This is a genomic window from Psychrobacillus sp. FSL H8-0483 (assembly GCF_038637725.1).
GTDB lineage: Bacteria > Bacillota > Bacilli > Bacillales_A > Planococcaceae > Psychrobacillus.
Genome location: NZ_CP152052.1, coordinates 1864044 through 1881075, shown reverse-complemented (window position 1 = coordinate 1881075; position 17032 = coordinate 1864044). Strand labels below are relative to the sequence as shown.

Sequence of the window (17032 nt, the reverse complement as noted above, 5' to 3'; positions counted from 1 at the left end):
TAGAATTTTAACTATCCATAATTTCTTACTTTGTTTGATCTGTTTGCTGCTGTTTTTCTTGTTGTTCCTTTTGCTTCTTTTCTAGCTCTTGTTGTTCTTTTTGTTTTTGTTCCAGTTCTTGCTGTTCTTTTTGTTTTAGTTCCAGTTCTTGCTGTTCTTTTTGTTTTTGTTCCAGTTCTTGCTGTTCCTGTTGTTCTTTTTCTAGTTCTTGCTGCTCTTGTTCTTCCTGTTCTTGTCGTTCTTGTTCTTCCATTTCTTCCATTAACTTTTCGTATTCCTCTACTTCTTGATCAATTTCGTTTAGCTGTTCTTGCATTTCTTCACCAGTTAAATCTTTATCTGCCTTTACTTCTTCTCTTAACTTCAACAAAGCATAGGTGATTAACTCGCCATCTTCCATTGCTCTTGCAATATCTACAGCATTTTCCGCCTCTCCACGACCGAGATAAATCCAATATCTTAAATAATCTGCATCGGTTTGCAATGTAATATTAGAAAGCACATTTTCTTTTTGTTCTTCATCCAAGCGTTCGTTGGTAACAGATGAGTACGCAAGTTCGTAAAGAACAATATATGGCATGGACTTAACGCTATAAGGGCTTAAAGTTGTTACTACTTGGCTGTAGTTTTGACCGAGGAAGGATGCTTGACTATCTATATAGCTTTTCGTTTTTGGCTTTTCATGTACAAAATATATGATTGTAAATATAATTGCTGGAATGATAAGTACCGCTAGCCCAATCGATAGCCATTTGGTAACTTTCCACTTTTTTCGAGGGAGCTTCACATTTTCTAGTTCTTTTACTTCTAGTTGCTCCATTTGCTGACTTATGAAGTCCAGTAAAGAGTCACTTTCTTTCATGGACATAATGGTAGCGCCCATTTCCTTTAGTTCAAGAATCTCAGAATACTTTAAATACTCTTCAAATGTGAAAGAGCCGTCTATTGCGGCTGCAACTACGGCTTTTGTTTCTAACCAGACACGCTCAACATTTGTTTCAAAGGGCGGTAAACTCCCTAACACTCCATAATAAAGAAAAATAGGATCCATCCCTCGGCTATACACAATGTTTTCCGGGGACACGATTAAATTTAAGCGAGGATAAGGATGCGAATAAACCTTTTCCACCAGTTGGTAAGCAAACATCCAACGAGATTTTTCATCCTCTGATTGAATGACATCAAAACGCTTAAAGGACGCTGGGATATCCGCTTGAATAATTAGCTCGTCATCGGTTATTACTATGTCTTTTTTTATTTTTGGATTAACTTCCTTCAGAAAAATAATTTCTTCAGTTCGCTTGAATCCTACTCTCTCTTTTTGAAAGACAAAAGTAGTTTTAAGCGGTTCTTCATTTATTTCTGCACCTATTCGGTTTTTTAAGTATGTATGTGAACGTTTGGCCATCTTTGTAGCTCCTTCAAATAATTTCAATTCGGTCACCAGTCGTTATCCCGCAATGGGCTAACGTCAAATGTCCTGGGAATATTTTATCTTTATTCACTACGCGTACCCAATGGCCTTCGCGTGGAGTTTTGGAAATAGAATTGGCCTGCCAGGCGATATCAATCATTTTTTTCATTGTATAATAATCAGAAAGTCTTAGATCTAAGACTTTTCCATCGTATTTAGAAAGATCTACTGTAATTTCTATATACATTCTCTCACCCCAATTAAGGAAAAAGCGCCTTCCTGAGTGGGAATGACGCTCTACTATTTTGACATGCGGAACTATTGATTATCCGCGAATTTGACTAGCAACTTGTTGGTCTGCATCTTGCAACGCTTGACCAGCACGGCTTAATTGAATACCTACTTCACTTAATAACTCACGCATTTCATTGAAATGAGGTTTAAGTCTCTCATATTGCTCAGCGAAGGCAGCACTAGAAGATCCTTCCCACATTGACTGCAATTCTCCGATCATGCCATCTAGGCGACCAATTTGAGAAGCAACCTCCCCTGATTCATGGTTGTAGCGAGAAGCCATAGCATCTAACTCAGCTGGTGTTACGCGAATAATTCCTGACATTCCATACATCTCCCTTATCTTGAAATTTTGTGGCATTTATAAAATAACTGCGTTGTGCTTTCAAAAAGCCCTCACAGATACTTCCTAGATTGACATAATAGAGTAATTCAAAGTTCAACTAATACCCGATACCCTCTACCTACTAATTTATAAACCTACTTTTAAATAAATTTACAAATTTTTTTGAAAAGTCATAAATCACATAATATGGTAGAAGTATTAGTAAACTTTTCCTTTAATATAATAGATACCACTACATATTCTTATAGTCAAAATTCCTACAAAAACCCAAAAAATTTAATAGACCTATAAACTCATAGACTTTTGTCACGTAAACTAACTACTAAATTTATATAACATTTTTTTGTTTTTAATTTTGCACAAAATAGAATATTTAAGCGTAAAAATATCAAATAGAATTTTTTTTTATTACTTTTCACTCATTTTTTCAGTATTGCGCCACAAAAATACTTCGATATGAAGATACATAAAACTATGATTTTTTCCAATACTAACTAATTAGAATTCTTTTAGTGTTATACATTTTTAGAATAGAATTAATTTCATAAAAGTCTGTTAGATAATGAAAGTAGAACAACGTTGATTTCTGCCTGATGACCCAAAAGAGCAGCTAATCTAAATGCTAGAATATTTCTTTTTGCAAACGTATGTCGAAATATATGAGAAGATAGCTTATACCTGTATCTAACACCACTAAAAATATTACATAATCTCTAATTCCAATAAAGCGTTTCTGATTTTTATATGTGCTGCAAGGAGTTCAAGCTCCTTATCATCTAAAGTTTCAATAACCCTTGCTCGATCGCGTAACTGTTTGATATTTTTCATAGGATTAGGCATCACTAATTTATTCTTATATAAGAAGTTATAAAATGATTTTAAAGCTCTTATCCTAGTGTTAATACTTACAATCTTAATTTTAATTTTCAGATGAAGAATTATATCTTCTATATCTTTCTGTGTAAGTTCTACAAGTTGCTTATAAATTTTCATTTCTTTTAAAGTGTTCTTAGTAGCTGCAAACTTGTCCTTATAGTACCTCAATGTCTCAGCCTATGCATGGGATTCGAAGCACGGGATTTTAGCTTATTTCAGTCCTTTTATTTAGACAACAAAAAAGACCTCTAACAAGTAGTTAAAAGTCTTGATATGTATGACTTTAAGTCATGATTTTGATACCGTGGTCGGGGCCGAACCGACACTCTCGAAAGAACGGGATTTTGAGTCCCGCGCGTCTGCCAATTCCGCCACAAATAGAAGAGTTGCAAACTATAATTTTAAAAATTGGAGGCGGCAACCGGATTTGAACCGGTGATAAAGGTGTTGCAGACCTTTGCCTTACCACTTGGCTATGCCGCCTAAATAAAATTTGGAGCGGAAGACGAGGTTCGAACTCGCGACCCCCACCTTGGCAAGGTGGTGTTCTACCACTGAACTACTTCCGCAAAAATACTGGGGAACCTGGATTCGAACCAGGGCATGACGGAATCAAAATCCGTTGCCTTACCGCTTGGCTATACCCCAATGGGGCGACTGATGGGAATTGAACCCACGAATGCCGGAATCACAATCCGGTGCGTTAACCACTTCGCCACAACCGCCACAAATAAAAAAAGAGTTAACAACTTAGGAATATGGGGCGACTGATGGGAATTGAACCCACGAATGTCGGAATCACAATCCGATGCGTTAACCACTTCGCCACAACCGCCATTATTCAAGTTAACTTTATAGTTGGCTGGGCTCGGAATGCCCCATACCTGGTAAGTCTATGTATATTCTCTTCCAACCGCTTCGTTTCTCGAATACCGGTTCCATTGCATGTAACATCACTTGATGGTCAAGTGTCCAACCATGCAACATAACTATGGGATATCCTTCTCCAATTACTTTATGGTAAATCGACATGTATTTGTTTCCCCTTTCCCTGTAAACCAGATGTATCGACATGGCCATTTAATCCTCTCATACATATATCACAATTTTAACAAACTTCCTTGTTCAACTAAACTGCTGCGTTAGTTTAAGTGAACACTTTCACAATCTTGCATACCTTAACATAAATATCCAGTAATAATAGGGAAACCCATTTTCCATACTCATTAACGACTAATCAATCAACCTTTTCCTTTAACAAAGCCAAATAAAAAGCAACATTTAAATAAATGTCACTTAGATAATCTTATTAATGGTTAGATCCTTAATCGTTATATATAGGTGCCTCGCAGAATCCATTATTTGAGATCTAATCGTTTGTATTTCATTTAAACTAAAAATCTGTATTTGAAGTACTACTACTCCTTTTAAATTACTCATATTTATATTCTCTACTTCTCCCATCCATGTAGCGCAAAACCAACGCTACACCACAGAGGATGAAAATGTGTACAGAATGAGTATAGGATACTACGGCTGGGAGAGGAAGGTCGATGAACTATGGTGCCATAGAGCCCAGCCGTTAGTCTGACTCCAACGACCACGGTTCATCACAGACTGTCGCACATAATACGAGTATCACTCATGGGAGATTAATCCTACTATAGTTATTGCACTAGCCTTGCCTTTATTCTAGAAAGAATAGAGTTTGTTCGTGATTTACCTAGCATCTCAATCTAATCTTTCTGAGTGCTCAGCTTTTTTTTAAAAAGCATTTTCTGAGTCACTTTTGTTATGCAATTTTATAGAGTTTGAGCGTTTTTAATTTTCATATGAGTTTAATAACTGTTCACACAAAAGTTATTTAGTAATGTATTAATAATCAAGTTAGATACCGAATTTTTCTCCATTTTTGTTTCATACTGATAGTTAAAGGAGTGAAAAGGATGAAAAAAGAAGAGTCTTTAGATATGGAAACAGCTGAAGCAAACATTGAATTGAATAAACTAGTGAATGAGGACAATAAAATTACCTACAAAAAAGGAGCTAGCTCTTCAGCTGAGGCAAATATTGCCATCCAAGAAGAATTCTATACTGAAAACAACCAGGAGGAAGTACTGCCAACATACGTCAATTATAACACCCTAGGTTTTAAAATCACTGATAAGGATAGCTAATCAGTCAAGCCTAGAGGAACTTCAGAAAAATATACGGAAAATTTTGAAGTAATTAATCGGAGACGTTAATTAAAGAGTTAAAAGACTTTTATAAAGGATAAAATAGATCAATACAAACAAACTAACTTTACGTACCATTGTTTGGGAGGAGAAATGAAATGACCGTTCTAACGATGAAAGAATTGGCATTTATTGAAGATGAAATACGTGCAGAGGAGATAATCGCAAAAACGATGAACTGGTGTGCAACACAATGCAAAGACCAAGAGCTAAGAAAAACACTCGAAGAAATAGCGGAAAAACACCAGTTAAAAATTGGCAGCCTCTCCCAATACTTCAATCGAACTAACAACACACAATAACTGCAAAAGGTGGATTCATATGCCAAATAATATCGCAGGACGTGGTTTAACAGACCGTGAAATGCTCCAGCTTTGTCTAGAGCTGGAAAAGGGACGCTGTCGCAGCATTAGCAGTACAATGTTAGAGACCACACATCAGCAGCTACGAGAAATTTATGAACAATGTTTTGAAAATGCGAGCTCAAACCATTATCAGCTTTTTAAGATAATGGGTAACAAAGGCTGGTATAAGACGGAGCTTGCATCTAAGGAGCAGGTTGGCAAAGTACAGGAACTTATGCAAAATAACCTGAATCCAGATGACTAGTTTTAGAAAAACCTAAAAGCATATATTTAACTACAGTCTTTTTTGTTTTAAAAATAGAAGTATAAAAATCTTGAGGTGATGACGATGAATTCGAAACACTATTTTATTCAACAAATTGAAATGATTGCTCTAGATTAACTTGTACCAGCGAACTATTTTGTTAGTATATAATTCCAATTGTCATGTTATTTAGATATATTAATGAATAGTCATTAGCAAATCTTGTCTCCTTTAATACAGATTTTGCATTATCTTATCTACTTTGATGCTTTTTAGACTTTCAACTAACCTGCTGCGTTAGTTTAAGTGTAACATTTCACATTGGATGTCGACATCTACTTGATGTTTTGGACGTAAAAATAGACCATCGAAATGAACTGCCCCGTAAATGTTAGACACCAACTAACATTTACGGGGTGTTTTTATGTCTAAATATACAGTAGAAGTTAAATTACAAGCGGTGGAACGCTATTTAACTGGAAACGAAAGCTATCAAACTATTGCAGAAAGCATTGGCGTAGCTAAATCTCAAGTCATTACTTGGGTGAAATTATTTGAAGCACATGGTGAAAAAGGGTTTAAGAAAGGCTATACAAGCTACTCATCTGGGTTTAAACTAGACGTACTTAATTTTATGAACGAAACAGGTGCGTCTTTTCTAGAAACGGCAAGCAAATTTAATATTTCTTCTCCGAGTACTATTTATCAGTGGGAGGAGTTGCTTAAGACAAAAGGATTGGACGCGCTAAAAACAAAGAAAAAGAGGCGTCCATCCATGAAAAAGGAAACCAAATCGAATGACAAAAAAACAACTCCAGATGAAGGATCTATGGAAGCTCTACGAGCTGAAAATGAACGTTTGCGTATGGAGAATGCCTACTTAAAAAAGTTGAAAGCTTTAGTTCACGAACAAGAAAAATTACAAACAAAATCAAAGCGCAAGTAATTTTTGAACTAAAGAAACATTATGAAGTCGTGGATTTAGTTCAAGTCGCTGACATTCCACGCAGTACTTATTACTACTGGGAAAAACGATTGAATCAAGTAGATAAATATGAAACAGTAAAAGAAGCGATCAAGAACATTTATCACGAACATAAGGGTCGTTATGGCTACCGCCGCATCACGAAAGAACTGAAGAAATACGGATTTAGGTATGACCCGAAGACCATCAATCGCTTAATGAATGAAATCGGTTTAAAATGTGAGGTCCGTATAAAGAAGTATCGCTCTTATAAAGGAAACGTTGGGAAAATCGCTCCTAATGTATTACAACGTGATTTTAAGGCGGAGAAAATGAATCAAAAATGGGTAACAGACGTGACCGAATTCCATCTCTTTGGAGAAAAACGTTATCTGTCACCTGTTCTAGATTTATGTAACGGTGAAATTATCGCATATAAAGTCATGAATCGACCGGTCTATCAACTTGTAGGAGATATGTTAGACGAAGCTGTTCAGCGCCTCCAGCCAGGAGACGAAGTCATCCTTCATTCTGATCAAGGCTGGCATTATCAAATGAAAAAATATCAACAGACATTACAAGCACATCAAATTACGCAGAGTATGTCTCGTAAAGGGAACTGTTTAGATAACGCAGTCGTTGAAAATTTCTTTGGCCTATTAAAGTCTGAACTGCTTTATTTACAAGAGTTTGAGAGCATGGAGCATTTTGAAAAGGAATTAGAAGAATATATGGAGTATTATAATCACAAGCGAATGAAGGCAAAATTAAAAGACTTGAGCCCGGTAGAATACCGAACTCAGTTCTTAGAAGCAGCCTAAATTATTTGTCTAACTTTATTGGGTCAGTTCAAAAATGTGGTCTTGTTTACTAAAGCACCCATTAGTTGAATAAGGAACTATTAACTTTATTTAATTTGTTAAGAAATTAGAATTAGAAATCCCTTCTCCCTCACATCTGATTTGGAAGAATTTCATCACCAAGGGGTGAGTACCCGAATTAAATTCCAAATTTTCCAATCTCCTTTTACCCAGCCTTTTATCAATCAATGCAAGAGCTTGAACAATAATATCTTTGGAAATTAAAGCATCTTCAATTGAAAAATTAGAGTATTGAACTAATGAATCGTATACAAGGTTAACATTAAAAATATTACGCTGTTCTAAAATCATCAGTGAATAGTCTAAATCATTTTCCTTCCCAACTAACTCTGGGAAACATTCATACAAACAATCGGGAAAGGGTTTACTTGTTCTATTACGAACTTCATCCCAAAGTTTATCGTGTGCATTTAAAAAATGTGCTGATGAAGCATTAAAGATCTCTTTCTTATCTAGAGTTATCCAAATTCTTCTTTGTTCACCTAGAGAGGTATTGTAACTTGTTGCATTGACTTTTAACCGTTTGTTAAGTTTTTCGCATATTAAATTTTCTATTAACATTTTTGTCTTTGTCCAACGCATACTCTACCCCCTATTTTACTTCTATTTCTACACAATTATTATATCTCTTCTTCAACTAAACTGCTGCGTTAGTTCAATAAATTTATAAAACTGAGTGTTTATCCTTCCTCGACCATCGACAAAAGTTTATCAATGTTAAACAGATATTTTTTTTCAACAAGTTCTGTTAACCTTTTTTCAGCCTTAAAAAATCCATATAATGCTTCATTTTCTTCAATGATTTTTTTTACTTTCTTTAAATTTTCTAAAGCTGAATCTTTATCATTTTCCAGATAAGCAATAATCGCTTTTCCTCTAAAATAAGAGACAGGTTCCAAACTAGATAGTAACCGTTGGAAATATACCATTTTTTCAACTGGAACATCGTCCATTAAAAAATGTGATAGCTGCTGCATGTGTATGAGGAATCCTACTGAAAATTTATTCTTCGCTGTGACAGGAATCTCTCTGTATTCTTTCATCGCTTCTACTGCAGACTTAAAACCGTTTTGTTCAATTTCGAAATAGTATATCATCATTGCGTACTGCAAATTGTCGATGCTAACGTCCTTTTGTTTTGCTAGCTTTATATATGTTTGATTCCATTCAACTGGTTGTTTTCTACCTAGGAGCTCTTTCATAATGAGCAATTCTTCTACTAACAAGATTGATTCTTCATTATTTCTTAGCATAGAAAATAAGATATACCCATCTGTTTTCATACTTGTTTTAAATGGAATTATTGTCGCTAGCAAAATACCTCCATTCATAATTGCACAATTCAGAAGAAATGCATCAGAAAAATTACCATATAGAATATAAAAGATGCTCTCTAATAATAAAGACATTACAGGACCACCCACTACAAAAATCGCCCACTTTTTAGTAAGAGATTCCTTCTTCATCTGTGGTGGCAACATCATTGCTACTCCACCAAAAAATAACCAATGTTTGTTCTCTTTCATTTTGATTCCGTCTATTGTTTTTTCAATTTGGACTGGTCCAAATGCAAAGAAAACAAATTCAAAACCACTCAAGTATCCGAAAATGACATGACCAAGTTCATGCATAGCAATTGCTACCCACATTGCTAACAAAAGACTCCCTATCATGGCTGTCATTTCATATGTATCTTTAAAACTAAGTCCAACTAAAATTAGAAGGAATCCAAAAAAAGATACCCATTTAGGCGTTAAAATAGATTTCATTTCCATTCTCCCTTTTTACTCACTCAGTAAATAATTATAGATAAATATTATCTTTCTTCTTCAACTAACCTGCTGCGTTAGTTCAATAAGGAAAAAGAATTACCTAAGCAACCACATGATCTTGAACTAATGCACCCGTTTCTTTTAGTATAATGTTTCACATTATTGAGATTTCGATTTGATAATACGTTCACTAATAAACCCCACTAACATCCCAACAGCGATTGGTAGTAGAGCAATCTCAGTATCCGAGAGTGAAATTTTAAATATAAGAAAATCTATATCAGCTATATAGCCTATTATATATAGTAATATCATCGTTCCAAATGAAGCCATTAACGGAATCCAAAAGGACTTACTCACAACTCCACCTCCCATTCATGAAATATTGCTCAACTAATGCACCTCGTTAGCATAAGAAGAATTTTTTACTTCTTTCTCTGTTTCTTACGGTAAAAAAAAACGCCATATATAAACTATTTTAATTACTTCGAGGAGTTCAAGTAATAGCTCACTATCACTTTCTTCCAAGGTAATTAAAGAAGATATATTTTTCTTAGGTACAGCAACAATATGTACAGGATAAAAAGGTTTTGTATGATGATAGGCTAAAACATTTTCAGTCTCCAATACTTTATTTACCTCTGTTTTACCACTAAACACTTCTTCACAATAAAAATCTTCAGTCATATCGTTCCCTCCCAAAATATTTCTTTATTAAATTAACCTGCTTCTTTAGTTTAACAAGAAAAAAGAGCCGTCTATGCAGCTCATTGATCTTTAACTAACGCACTCGTTCATCAAGAACGATGCAACAAAAAAAGCCAATTAATTGTTGACTTAATTTGTTACTGTTTTTTCTTGTACTTTCTGAATTTTTTTCTTTTTACTTTGATGTTGTATTGCGACTATAACTATTGCCTGTACAGACATCGCAAGAACTAGGAGAAACAAATGTGTAGAAAAATGTTGTAGCAATGAAATAACATAGAGTATTGGTGCTGATGAAAGATAAGAAACATATTGGTTTTTAGTTAAAAAAAATATAATCGTCGAAATACAAGAAGTAACTAGTAAAAGTTCCAGTATTAATCCTAATGAATTAAAGTCTAAGTAATTTTGAAATTCATTTATATATGACATTTAGAAATCCCCCTTTTTATCCATATATTCAACATTATTCCTCAAGTATCCTGCTTGCGTTAGCACAATAAGAAAAAAGAGCCGTCTAAGCAGCTCAATGATCTTTCACTAAAGCACCACGTTAGTTGAAGAAGCACCTTCTCTTTTATTACACATTATGGTCGTAATGCGCATCATAGTATAGTTTTCTTCATACGATTACTTGAGGTGAATAAAATGGAATTACTTTCTGAAAAGGATGCATTGAACTGGATACTTTATGTTCTTTACTTCGGATTTCCTATTCTAATAGTAATAAATTTAGGTGTATTAATAACTTTAATCCAATTAAAGAGAAGAAATAAAAGATAAAATATAACCCTAAAGGAATAGAGTAATTGTTCCTTTTTTTGAACACTAATTTTAACCCCGCATTAATTGCGTCACATTTTGTTTCAAATACGACATAAAACTTTTCCTTCTCTTATTGAACTAACCTGCTGCGTTAGTTCAATAAGAAAAAAGGCTTTACTCATTCTTGAAGTAAAGCACTCGTTAGTTGAATAAATATTCTGCTATAAATATAGAATAAAAGAGTCTTATCTCTTTCACTAAAAGTAAATTAATGATTTTTTTAATAACTGTTTTAACATCAGTTTCATTAGTAATAGTGAATAGGTGTTCACTTCATCTTCAGTGGGAGAAAAATAAAAGCCTTGCTATAGTTTTACGTAACAAGACTTTTACTGTTGTCTCATTTTTAATTTATATAATTAATTAATCCTTAATGAATAATAAGTAATTTTTTTATTACTTTATTATGCTCTGTCTCTTCGCGACCAAATTATAATAGGTATGAGAACCAAGGATAAAAGTCCTCCACTCAAAGACAATGTAGCATAACTTGTATTAGCTACTACCATTCCCGAAAGCGCACCGCCAGAAGCTCCTGCTAATGCAATAAAAACATCAAGTGTTCCTTGAGTTTTTGCACGTGTTGAAGGCTCTGTAGAATCAACTATTTGAGCAGTGCCACTAATTAAGCCAAAGTTCCATCCCAATCCAAGTAAAGAAAGAGCAATTACTAATAGAATCATTGAATCGCTTGGTGCGAATGCTGCTAATAAACCAGCGAATAACAATGTAATGCCCGAGGCTATGCTCATAGCTGTTCGACCCACTTTATCTACAAGGACTCCTGTGATAAGTGAGGGAAGATACATTGCACCTATGTGAAAACCAATAACAATTCCAACTTCGGCTAGATCATGACCATGATGTTTCATATGTACCGGTGTCATAGTCATAATTGCAACCATTACAATCTGGGTAAGAACCATAACCGTGGCACCGACCATTAGACCTCTTCTATTTATTGCTTTATCAACAGAATCCGTTTGATTTACATGTTCATATTCTTGTTTATAAGCCGCAATCCTGTTTGCAATATCTAACGGGTCGGGACGCAACATAATAAAAAGTATAAGACCTGCTAAGATAAATGCAGTAGCTGATAATATGAATGGACCTGCAAGTGACGGAACACCAATGAGACTAGCAAATTCACCCATAACTTCTACTAGGTTTGGGCCAGCAACTGCCCCGAATGTCGTCATAACCATCGTAGTACTAATAGCTGTTGCTCTTTGTTTTTTGTTTGCTAAATCAGTTCCTGCATAACGAGCTTGTAAATTTGTCGCAGTACCTGCACCATAGATCAGTAGAGAAGCAAATAATAAAATTACACTATTCATCATGGCAGCAATCACAACTCCAATTGCACCGAGTCCCCCTACAATAAAACCTGTTGATAACCCTGTACGGCGTCCATATCGTTGTGAAACTTTTCCTACAATTAAAGCAGCTCCTGCCGAACCTAAAGTAAATAAAGCTGCCGGCACTCCTGCATAAGCATCAGTCCCAAGCATTTGTTGAGCCATTAGGGCACCTACAGTAACTCCTGCTGCAAGCCCTGCACCACCGAAGATTTGTGATAGACTTACAACGAACAACACACGTTTATACAAGCTCTTTAGTTTTTCTGGTGAATCTATATAACTCTCGATTGAATCTTGTGGTTTACCGAACACTTATTAACACCTTCTTTTATTTTTTTATCTCGATGATTAAAAAGTAACTAGTCCAGGTTAGTTGATTAAGTTCAACAAAATGAGTATAGATGAATGACTTTATTATTGTTTCCTATACTAAATCACTGTATAAATCACTCAATACTAAAATTTTCTTTTTTATTTCAGCTCTTAACTCTATGGGTTCAACTACTTTTGCATGCTTTCCCATTTGTATGAAATAATCAGCCAAAAAGTCTATTTCTGTTTCATTTATTGAACCCTTTATGACTCCATGACCTTTACTGTCTATTGATATTTGATAATATGGCGAAACATTAGATTTATATGTTTCTACTCCTTCTGGTGTTAATTCCACAATAAGCTCATACTCTTTTTTGGTTGATATAATGTTAATAATATCATTTAAGTTGGTTTCTTTTAGATTCATCTTGTCATTTCTTGCACTTAATCCGATTTCTGATATTCGATCGCAACGAAAAAGTCTAAATTCCTTCCTAAGATAACAATACGAAGGACAATACCATCTTCCATACTGAGAAAATAATCCAACTGGTTGAATGTCTCTTTTAACCCCCAAGTAAGAAATCCAAAGCGGCTCATTTCCTATTGCTGCCATAAATAACTCTTTTAATAGTGGACTTTCTTTACTCTGATTATCTATTTTGAAATCAATCTTGTTTTTGATTAAATCAATTTCATCTTTCATCTTTCCGTTTAAGTTCAGATAGAATTTTTTTATGATTGAATTATATTCCGATTCAAAAGGTAAGCTAATAAAATGTTTTAAAGATAAAAGAGCAAAAAAGATAGAGAAAGTTTCCTCTTTTGTAAAAGAAACAGCAAGTAGATTTTTTTCTTCCAAAACTTGATATCCACCATTAGCTCCTACCTCTGAAATTAATGGAACCCCTAAAATACTTAGTTCTTCTAAATCCCTAAGAATCGTTCTTCTTGAAACATTAAATTCTTTTGCTAAATCATCTACCTTAAACTTTTTGACTCGATTAATATACAATCTTAACTCATTTAATCTAATTGCCTTACTCAAAATTTTCACCCTTTTGCTAATTGTGTCATCATTTGTCACTATTACATTATATACTGAAGACAGTAACAAATTAATAGAATTTCCATAATTTAATTAGGAGGAATTAAGAATGAACCAAACTGAGAAAAAAGAGATTTTAATTGTAGTGTTGGAGGAATTCGCTGATTGGGAAATGTCTTATGTAGCAGCTTTTTTAAATAATACAGACAAGTACATCACTAAGATAGTTAGTGTAAATGAGGGTGTTATAAAGTCCATCGGTGGATTAAAAGTTCTTCCGGATTACACCTTAAAAAGTATACCTGAAATCTTTTATGGTTTAATACTAATTGGGGGACACTCTTGGCGTAAGCCACAAAACATTAACGTCATTCCAATAATGGAAAAGGCGCTTACTATGGATATTCCAGTAGGGGCAATATGTGATGCAACAGTTTTTATGGGAGCCAATGGCTGGTTAAATGAAATAAAGCATACAAGCAATGATCTTAATGATTTGAAAACTTATGCAAAAGATAATTACCGAAATGAAATAAATTATGTACTAGAGCAAGCAGTTTCTGATGGAAAAATTGTGACCGCAAATGGAACAGCTTCATTAGAATTTGCAAAAGAAATTCTTGAATTATTAGAAGCATATCCTAAGGAGCATATTAATCAGCTTTATAAATTTCATAAATTAGGATATTATGAGGCAGAAAAGACAAATTCATAAATATCAAATATTCACAATGCACATAATCCTTAAGATAGGAATTTATGTGCATTTTACCTTTACAATATTTACTCTCAAGCACCTTTCTAAAAGAAAATTATTCGAAATCTTATTCTCACCACTTGAATTGTGAATTTTGATGTTTTTCATCAAGAACATCTTTAACTAAACCAGCTAATAGGATGTCAATATTTTTCTCTAAAATTCTAATTAACCTTATGTTATACTATTTTGAGCATGACAAATAGCCCTCCAAAAACCTGGAAGGTTTTCTCTTTATTACTTATAACCGTTAATTACGCTATATCCAGGAAAGCTTCTTTTCTATTTAATAAAGCATAAATCCAATGAAGCAGTTTGTTAATGCAGGCTACTATCGCTACTTTGGCAGGCTTACCTTCTGATTTCTTTTTATCATAGAATTCTTTTAGCTTTTTGTTTCTTGAACTTCTGATACCGCACAATACGGCAAGATACAAAGCATGGCGTAATCTACTTGAACCTCGTTTAGTAATACGATTGGTTGTGGCAGTAAACTTTCCTGATGAGTGAACACTGGGATCTACTCCTGCAAAGGCAACTAGTTTTTTCGGATGACTAAACCGATCGATTTCACCAACCTCAGAGATTATCGTGGCAGCGATTTTTTCTCCGATTCCTGGAATCGATTGGACAATCTTGTAGTCTTCCAATTCATTTGCCAAGGTCACTATACGAATTTCCAACTCTGAAAGGTGTCCTTGGTACTGAAATAGCATTTCAATATACATTTGAAGATTGATTAAGTGACTATGATACACCACTTTTTGAAATGGATTTCGAGACGCGGAATCCATTAACTTTTTTGCCTTATCCAACGCCCATTGACTAGATCGTCTTGGACAAAACTCCATAACACACTCCGCTAGCTTACTTTCCCCAGCCGCTATTACATCTTCTGAAGTAGGATATTTCTTTAACATCAATAAAGAAACCTTCGAATAAAGATCACCAAAAACCTTACGGTATTCAGGAAACACTTGATCTAAAATAGTGTGAAACTGCAGCTTAGCCTCCACATACATATTCGTCACAATCTCCTGTTGTCTTGAAAGATTTCTAAGATTTAATAGTTGAATTCCTCTGTTTTTATGAGGTTCAAAATCTTCTTTGTAATAAAGCACACACAACTGATACGCATCAATTGCATCTGTTTTTACCTTTCGTAAACTGGATCTCTTAGCCTGATAAGAAATAATAGGATTAAGCAAGATATACAAAACCTCGTGCTCCTCCAAGTATTGAATAACAGGAGAATGATAATGACCTGTAGATTCTAAAATGACCATAGGCATTTGCCCAGTCATCAATTCAATCTCATTTAAAAAGCTTATAAAACGGTCTAACTCCTCTCTTGTATGCTTCATCGAAAAACTCTTTCCAAACGGCTTCGATTTATCTAAAAATGCCTGAACTTGGCTCTCTCCTTTTGCCACATCCAGACCAACTACTGGATTCATTTTGCTTCCTCCTCTGACTCACTCACCAGTACCCCTATTCCTCCATGTAGTATCATAGCTTCGCTTGTTATACGAGATCTACGTCCCAACCAGCCTCAAACATGTTTCTACAAGTAGGGGGTGGACAGTTTAATTCACGGGATCATTGTCCCACGCACCCGTACGTCCTACCCTGGCTACTGATATATTAAATTCTATAAAAATAAGGTCAACCAGTAAAAACTGGTTAACCTTATAATACGAACGCACCCGTTAGAAAAAAACTCAAAGTGAATTTGATATACTTAATAAACCATATAGCATTAGTAAAAGTCCTAAATAAAACAAACTTGATAATCCTGTAAAAGGGTCTATAACAAAATCAAAAAACTCCATCCACTTTTCCTTAACAGAATCGGCTTTCTTTATCTCAGATATGTAAATACACAACGTAATAACTATACAAATAACTCCTGCAATCAAGGATAATACACCCATCATTAAACCTACCTTATTAATGTTTTAAAGCTTTATAATTTTAACTCAAGCCAATAAAGTTTACTATCGCTTCTTCAACTAAACTGCTGCGTTAGTTGAACAAGGAAAAAGAACCGTCTAAGCAACTCATTGAACTTTTACTAACGCACTCGTTAGTTCAATAAGCCATTTATTTCTTATGAACTTTTACATAAACACTTCCAAATAGTCTATCTCCAATATAAGCATCTAACTTCCACATTCCACTTTTAGGGAGCATCATATTTGTTGGAAAGTGCTGATCTGCACCATTATTAGGGCTAAGAAAAGGATTTCCTATTTTTGGTACAATTATTAGTTCCTCATTACTGTTTTCGTGAGTTCCTAAAACTTCAAAGTCACCAATCAATTCATCTTCATTTCCCCAAAAATGCCACATGTACTTTTGTGTTTTATTTGGATAGAATCTATCTACTTCTCTATCATCGTAAAGAAAACCCAAACGTCCTTCTTCCCCAATCATTGTGTAACTGCCCGATTCAAAAAGAGGACTTTCATTCCAATTGTGTTGAATAACTTCTTCTTCTTTTATTGGCTCTTCGTCATTACAGCCCGCAATTACTAATGATAAAATTACTGCGCAGATTAAAATTAATCTTTTTTTGAACATAAACACACCCTACCATCTTTTTATGTTTATTCCCGCTAA

17 protein-coding genes, 5 tRNA genes and 2 pseudogenes are annotated in these 17032 nt (G+C 34.5%); 5 read left to right on the top strand and 19 right to left on the bottom strand.

Features of this window, described 5'->3' with window-relative positions; translation table 11 throughout:
- Positions 1-25: 25 nt before the first annotated feature.
- The 10 genes and pseudogenes from essB to MHB48_RS08905 form a co-directional block, all read right to left on the bottom strand.
- Positions 26-1408, bottom strand: coding sequence for a type VII secretion protein EssB (gene essB, locus MHB48_RS08950; protein WP_342601100.1), 1383 nt, complete (start codon positions 1406-1408; stop codon positions 26-28).
- Between the two features lie 13 nt (positions 1409-1421).
- Positions 1422-1661 (bottom strand): EsaB/YukD family protein, encoded by a 240-nt coding sequence (locus MHB48_RS08945; RefSeq protein WP_093494092.1) that lies wholly within the window; start codon positions 1659-1661, stop codon positions 1422-1424.
- Positions 1662-1739: 78 nt separating this feature from the next.
- Complete coding sequence (locus tag MHB48_RS08940; protein ID WP_090565261.1) at positions 1740-2033, bottom strand: WXG100 family type VII secretion target; 294 nt, start codon at positions 2031-2033, stop codon at positions 1740-1742.
- Between the two features lie 723 nt (positions 2034-2756).
- Positions 2757-3098 (bottom strand): hypothetical protein, encoded by a 342-nt coding sequence (locus tag MHB48_RS08935; RefSeq protein WP_342601099.1) that lies wholly within the window; start codon positions 3096-3098, stop codon positions 2757-2759.
- Between the two features lie 241 nt (positions 3099-3339).
- Positions 3340-3413 (bottom strand) — tRNA-Cys (locus MHB48_RS08930).
- Between the two features lie 11 nt (positions 3414-3424).
- Positions 3425-3499, bottom strand: a tRNA-Gly gene (locus MHB48_RS08925).
- A gap of 7 nt (positions 3500-3506) precedes the next feature.
- A tRNA-Gln gene (locus MHB48_RS08920) sits at positions 3507-3578 on the bottom strand.
- Position 3579: 1 nt separating this feature from the next.
- Positions 3580-3655: transfer RNA gene (locus MHB48_RS08915), tRNA-His, on the bottom strand.
- A gap of 34 nt (positions 3656-3689) precedes the next feature.
- Positions 3690-3765: transfer RNA gene (locus MHB48_RS08910), tRNA-His, on the bottom strand.
- A gap of 29 nt (positions 3766-3794) precedes the next feature.
- A pseudogene (locus MHB48_RS08905) lies at positions 3795-3962 on the bottom strand (alpha/beta hydrolase); the annotation flags it as partial.
- A gap of 914 nt (positions 3963-4876) precedes the next feature.
- On the opposite strand from MHB48_RS08905, the gene MHB48_RS08900 reads away from it, so the two are divergent.
- The 4 genes from MHB48_RS08900 to MHB48_RS08885 all read left to right on the top strand — a co-directional run bounded on the left by MHB48_RS08900 (position 4877) and on the right by MHB48_RS08885 (position 7561).
- Entirely contained in the window at positions 4877-5107 is a 231-nt protein-coding gene (locus MHB48_RS08900; RefSeq protein WP_340921061.1) for a hypothetical protein, read from the top strand.
- Positions 5108-5265: 158 nt separating this feature from the next.
- The gene (locus MHB48_RS08895) at positions 5266-5469 is read left to right on the top strand and encodes a hypothetical protein (protein WP_340921063.1); all 204 of its coding nucleotides are present in this window, start codon (positions 5266-5268) and stop codon (positions 5467-5469) included.
- Between the two features lie 19 nt (positions 5470-5488).
- Positions 5489-5776, top strand: coding sequence for a spore coat protein (locus MHB48_RS08890; RefSeq protein WP_342601098.1), 288 nt, complete (start codon positions 5489-5491; stop codon positions 5774-5776).
- Positions 5777-6200: 424 nt separating this feature from the next.
- A protein-coding gene (locus MHB48_RS08885; RefSeq protein ID WP_342598924.1) for an IS3 family transposase occupies positions 6201-7561 on the top strand; the annotation gives its coding sequence in 2 pieces (ribosomal slippage) (positions 6201-6657 and positions 6657-7561; 1362 coding nt in all).
- A 90-nt stretch (positions 7562-7651) separates the two neighbouring features.
- On the opposite strand, the gene MHB48_RS08880 is transcribed toward MHB48_RS08885, so the two are convergent.
- The 7 genes and pseudogenes from MHB48_RS08880 to MHB48_RS08850 all read right to left on the bottom strand — a co-directional run bounded on the left by MHB48_RS08880 (position 7652) and on the right by MHB48_RS08850 (position 13653).
- The gene (locus MHB48_RS08880; protein ID WP_342601097.1) at positions 7652-8203 is read right to left on the bottom strand and encodes a hypothetical protein; all 552 of its coding nucleotides are present in this window, start codon (positions 8201-8203) and stop codon (positions 7652-7654) included.
- Between the two features lie 98 nt (positions 8204-8301).
- Positions 8302-9390: a M50 family metallopeptidase gene (locus MHB48_RS08875; RefSeq protein WP_342601096.1), complete on the bottom strand. Its 1089-nt coding sequence runs from the start codon at positions 9388-9390 to the stop codon at positions 8302-8304.
- Between the two features lie 162 nt (positions 9391-9552).
- The gene (locus MHB48_RS08870) at positions 9553-9753 is read right to left on the bottom strand and encodes an ATPase (RefSeq protein WP_342601095.1); all 201 of its coding nucleotides are present in this window, start codon (positions 9751-9753) and stop codon (positions 9553-9555) included.
- A gap of 117 nt (positions 9754-9870) precedes the next feature.
- Positions 9871-10080: pseudogene (locus MHB48_RS08865) on the bottom strand (HIT domain-containing protein); the annotation flags it as partial.
- 150 nt (positions 10081-10230) lie between these two features.
- Positions 10231-10533 carry a hypothetical protein gene (locus MHB48_RS08860; protein WP_342601094.1) on the bottom strand — a complete coding sequence of 101 codons (303 nt, stop codon included), beginning with the start codon at positions 10531-10533 and terminating at the stop codon, positions 10231-10233.
- A gap of 797 nt (positions 10534-11330) precedes the next feature.
- Positions 11331-12602, bottom strand: a complete 1272-nt coding sequence (locus MHB48_RS08855; RefSeq protein ID WP_342601093.1) for an MFS transporter — start codon at positions 12600-12602, stop codon at positions 11331-11333.
- Positions 12603-12714: 112 nt separating this feature from the next.
- Positions 12715-13653, bottom strand: a complete 939-nt coding sequence (locus tag MHB48_RS08850; protein ID WP_342601092.1) for a YafY family protein — start codon at positions 13651-13653, stop codon at positions 12715-12717.
- A 109-nt stretch (positions 13654-13762) separates the two neighbouring features.
- Here MHB48_RS08850 and MHB48_RS08845 point away from each other — a divergent pair, with 109 nt between their 5' ends.
- Positions 13763-14368: a type 1 glutamine amidotransferase family protein gene (locus MHB48_RS08845; RefSeq protein ID WP_342601091.1), complete on the top strand. Its 606-nt coding sequence runs from the start codon at positions 13763-13765 to the stop codon at positions 14366-14368.
- Between the two features lie 296 nt (positions 14369-14664).
- Here the strand turns inward: MHB48_RS08845 and MHB48_RS08840 are convergent, their stop codons facing one another.
- Complete coding sequence (locus MHB48_RS08840; protein ID WP_342598258.1) at positions 14665-15867, bottom strand: IS110 family transposase; 1203 nt, start codon at positions 15865-15867, stop codon at positions 14665-14667.
- Between the two features lie 646 nt (positions 15868-16513).
- On the bottom strand, positions 16514-16993 hold the full coding sequence (locus MHB48_RS08835) for a hypothetical protein (RefSeq protein ID WP_342601090.1): 480 nt from the start codon (positions 16991-16993) through the stop codon (positions 16514-16516).
- Positions 16994-17032: the final 39 nt, after the last annotated feature.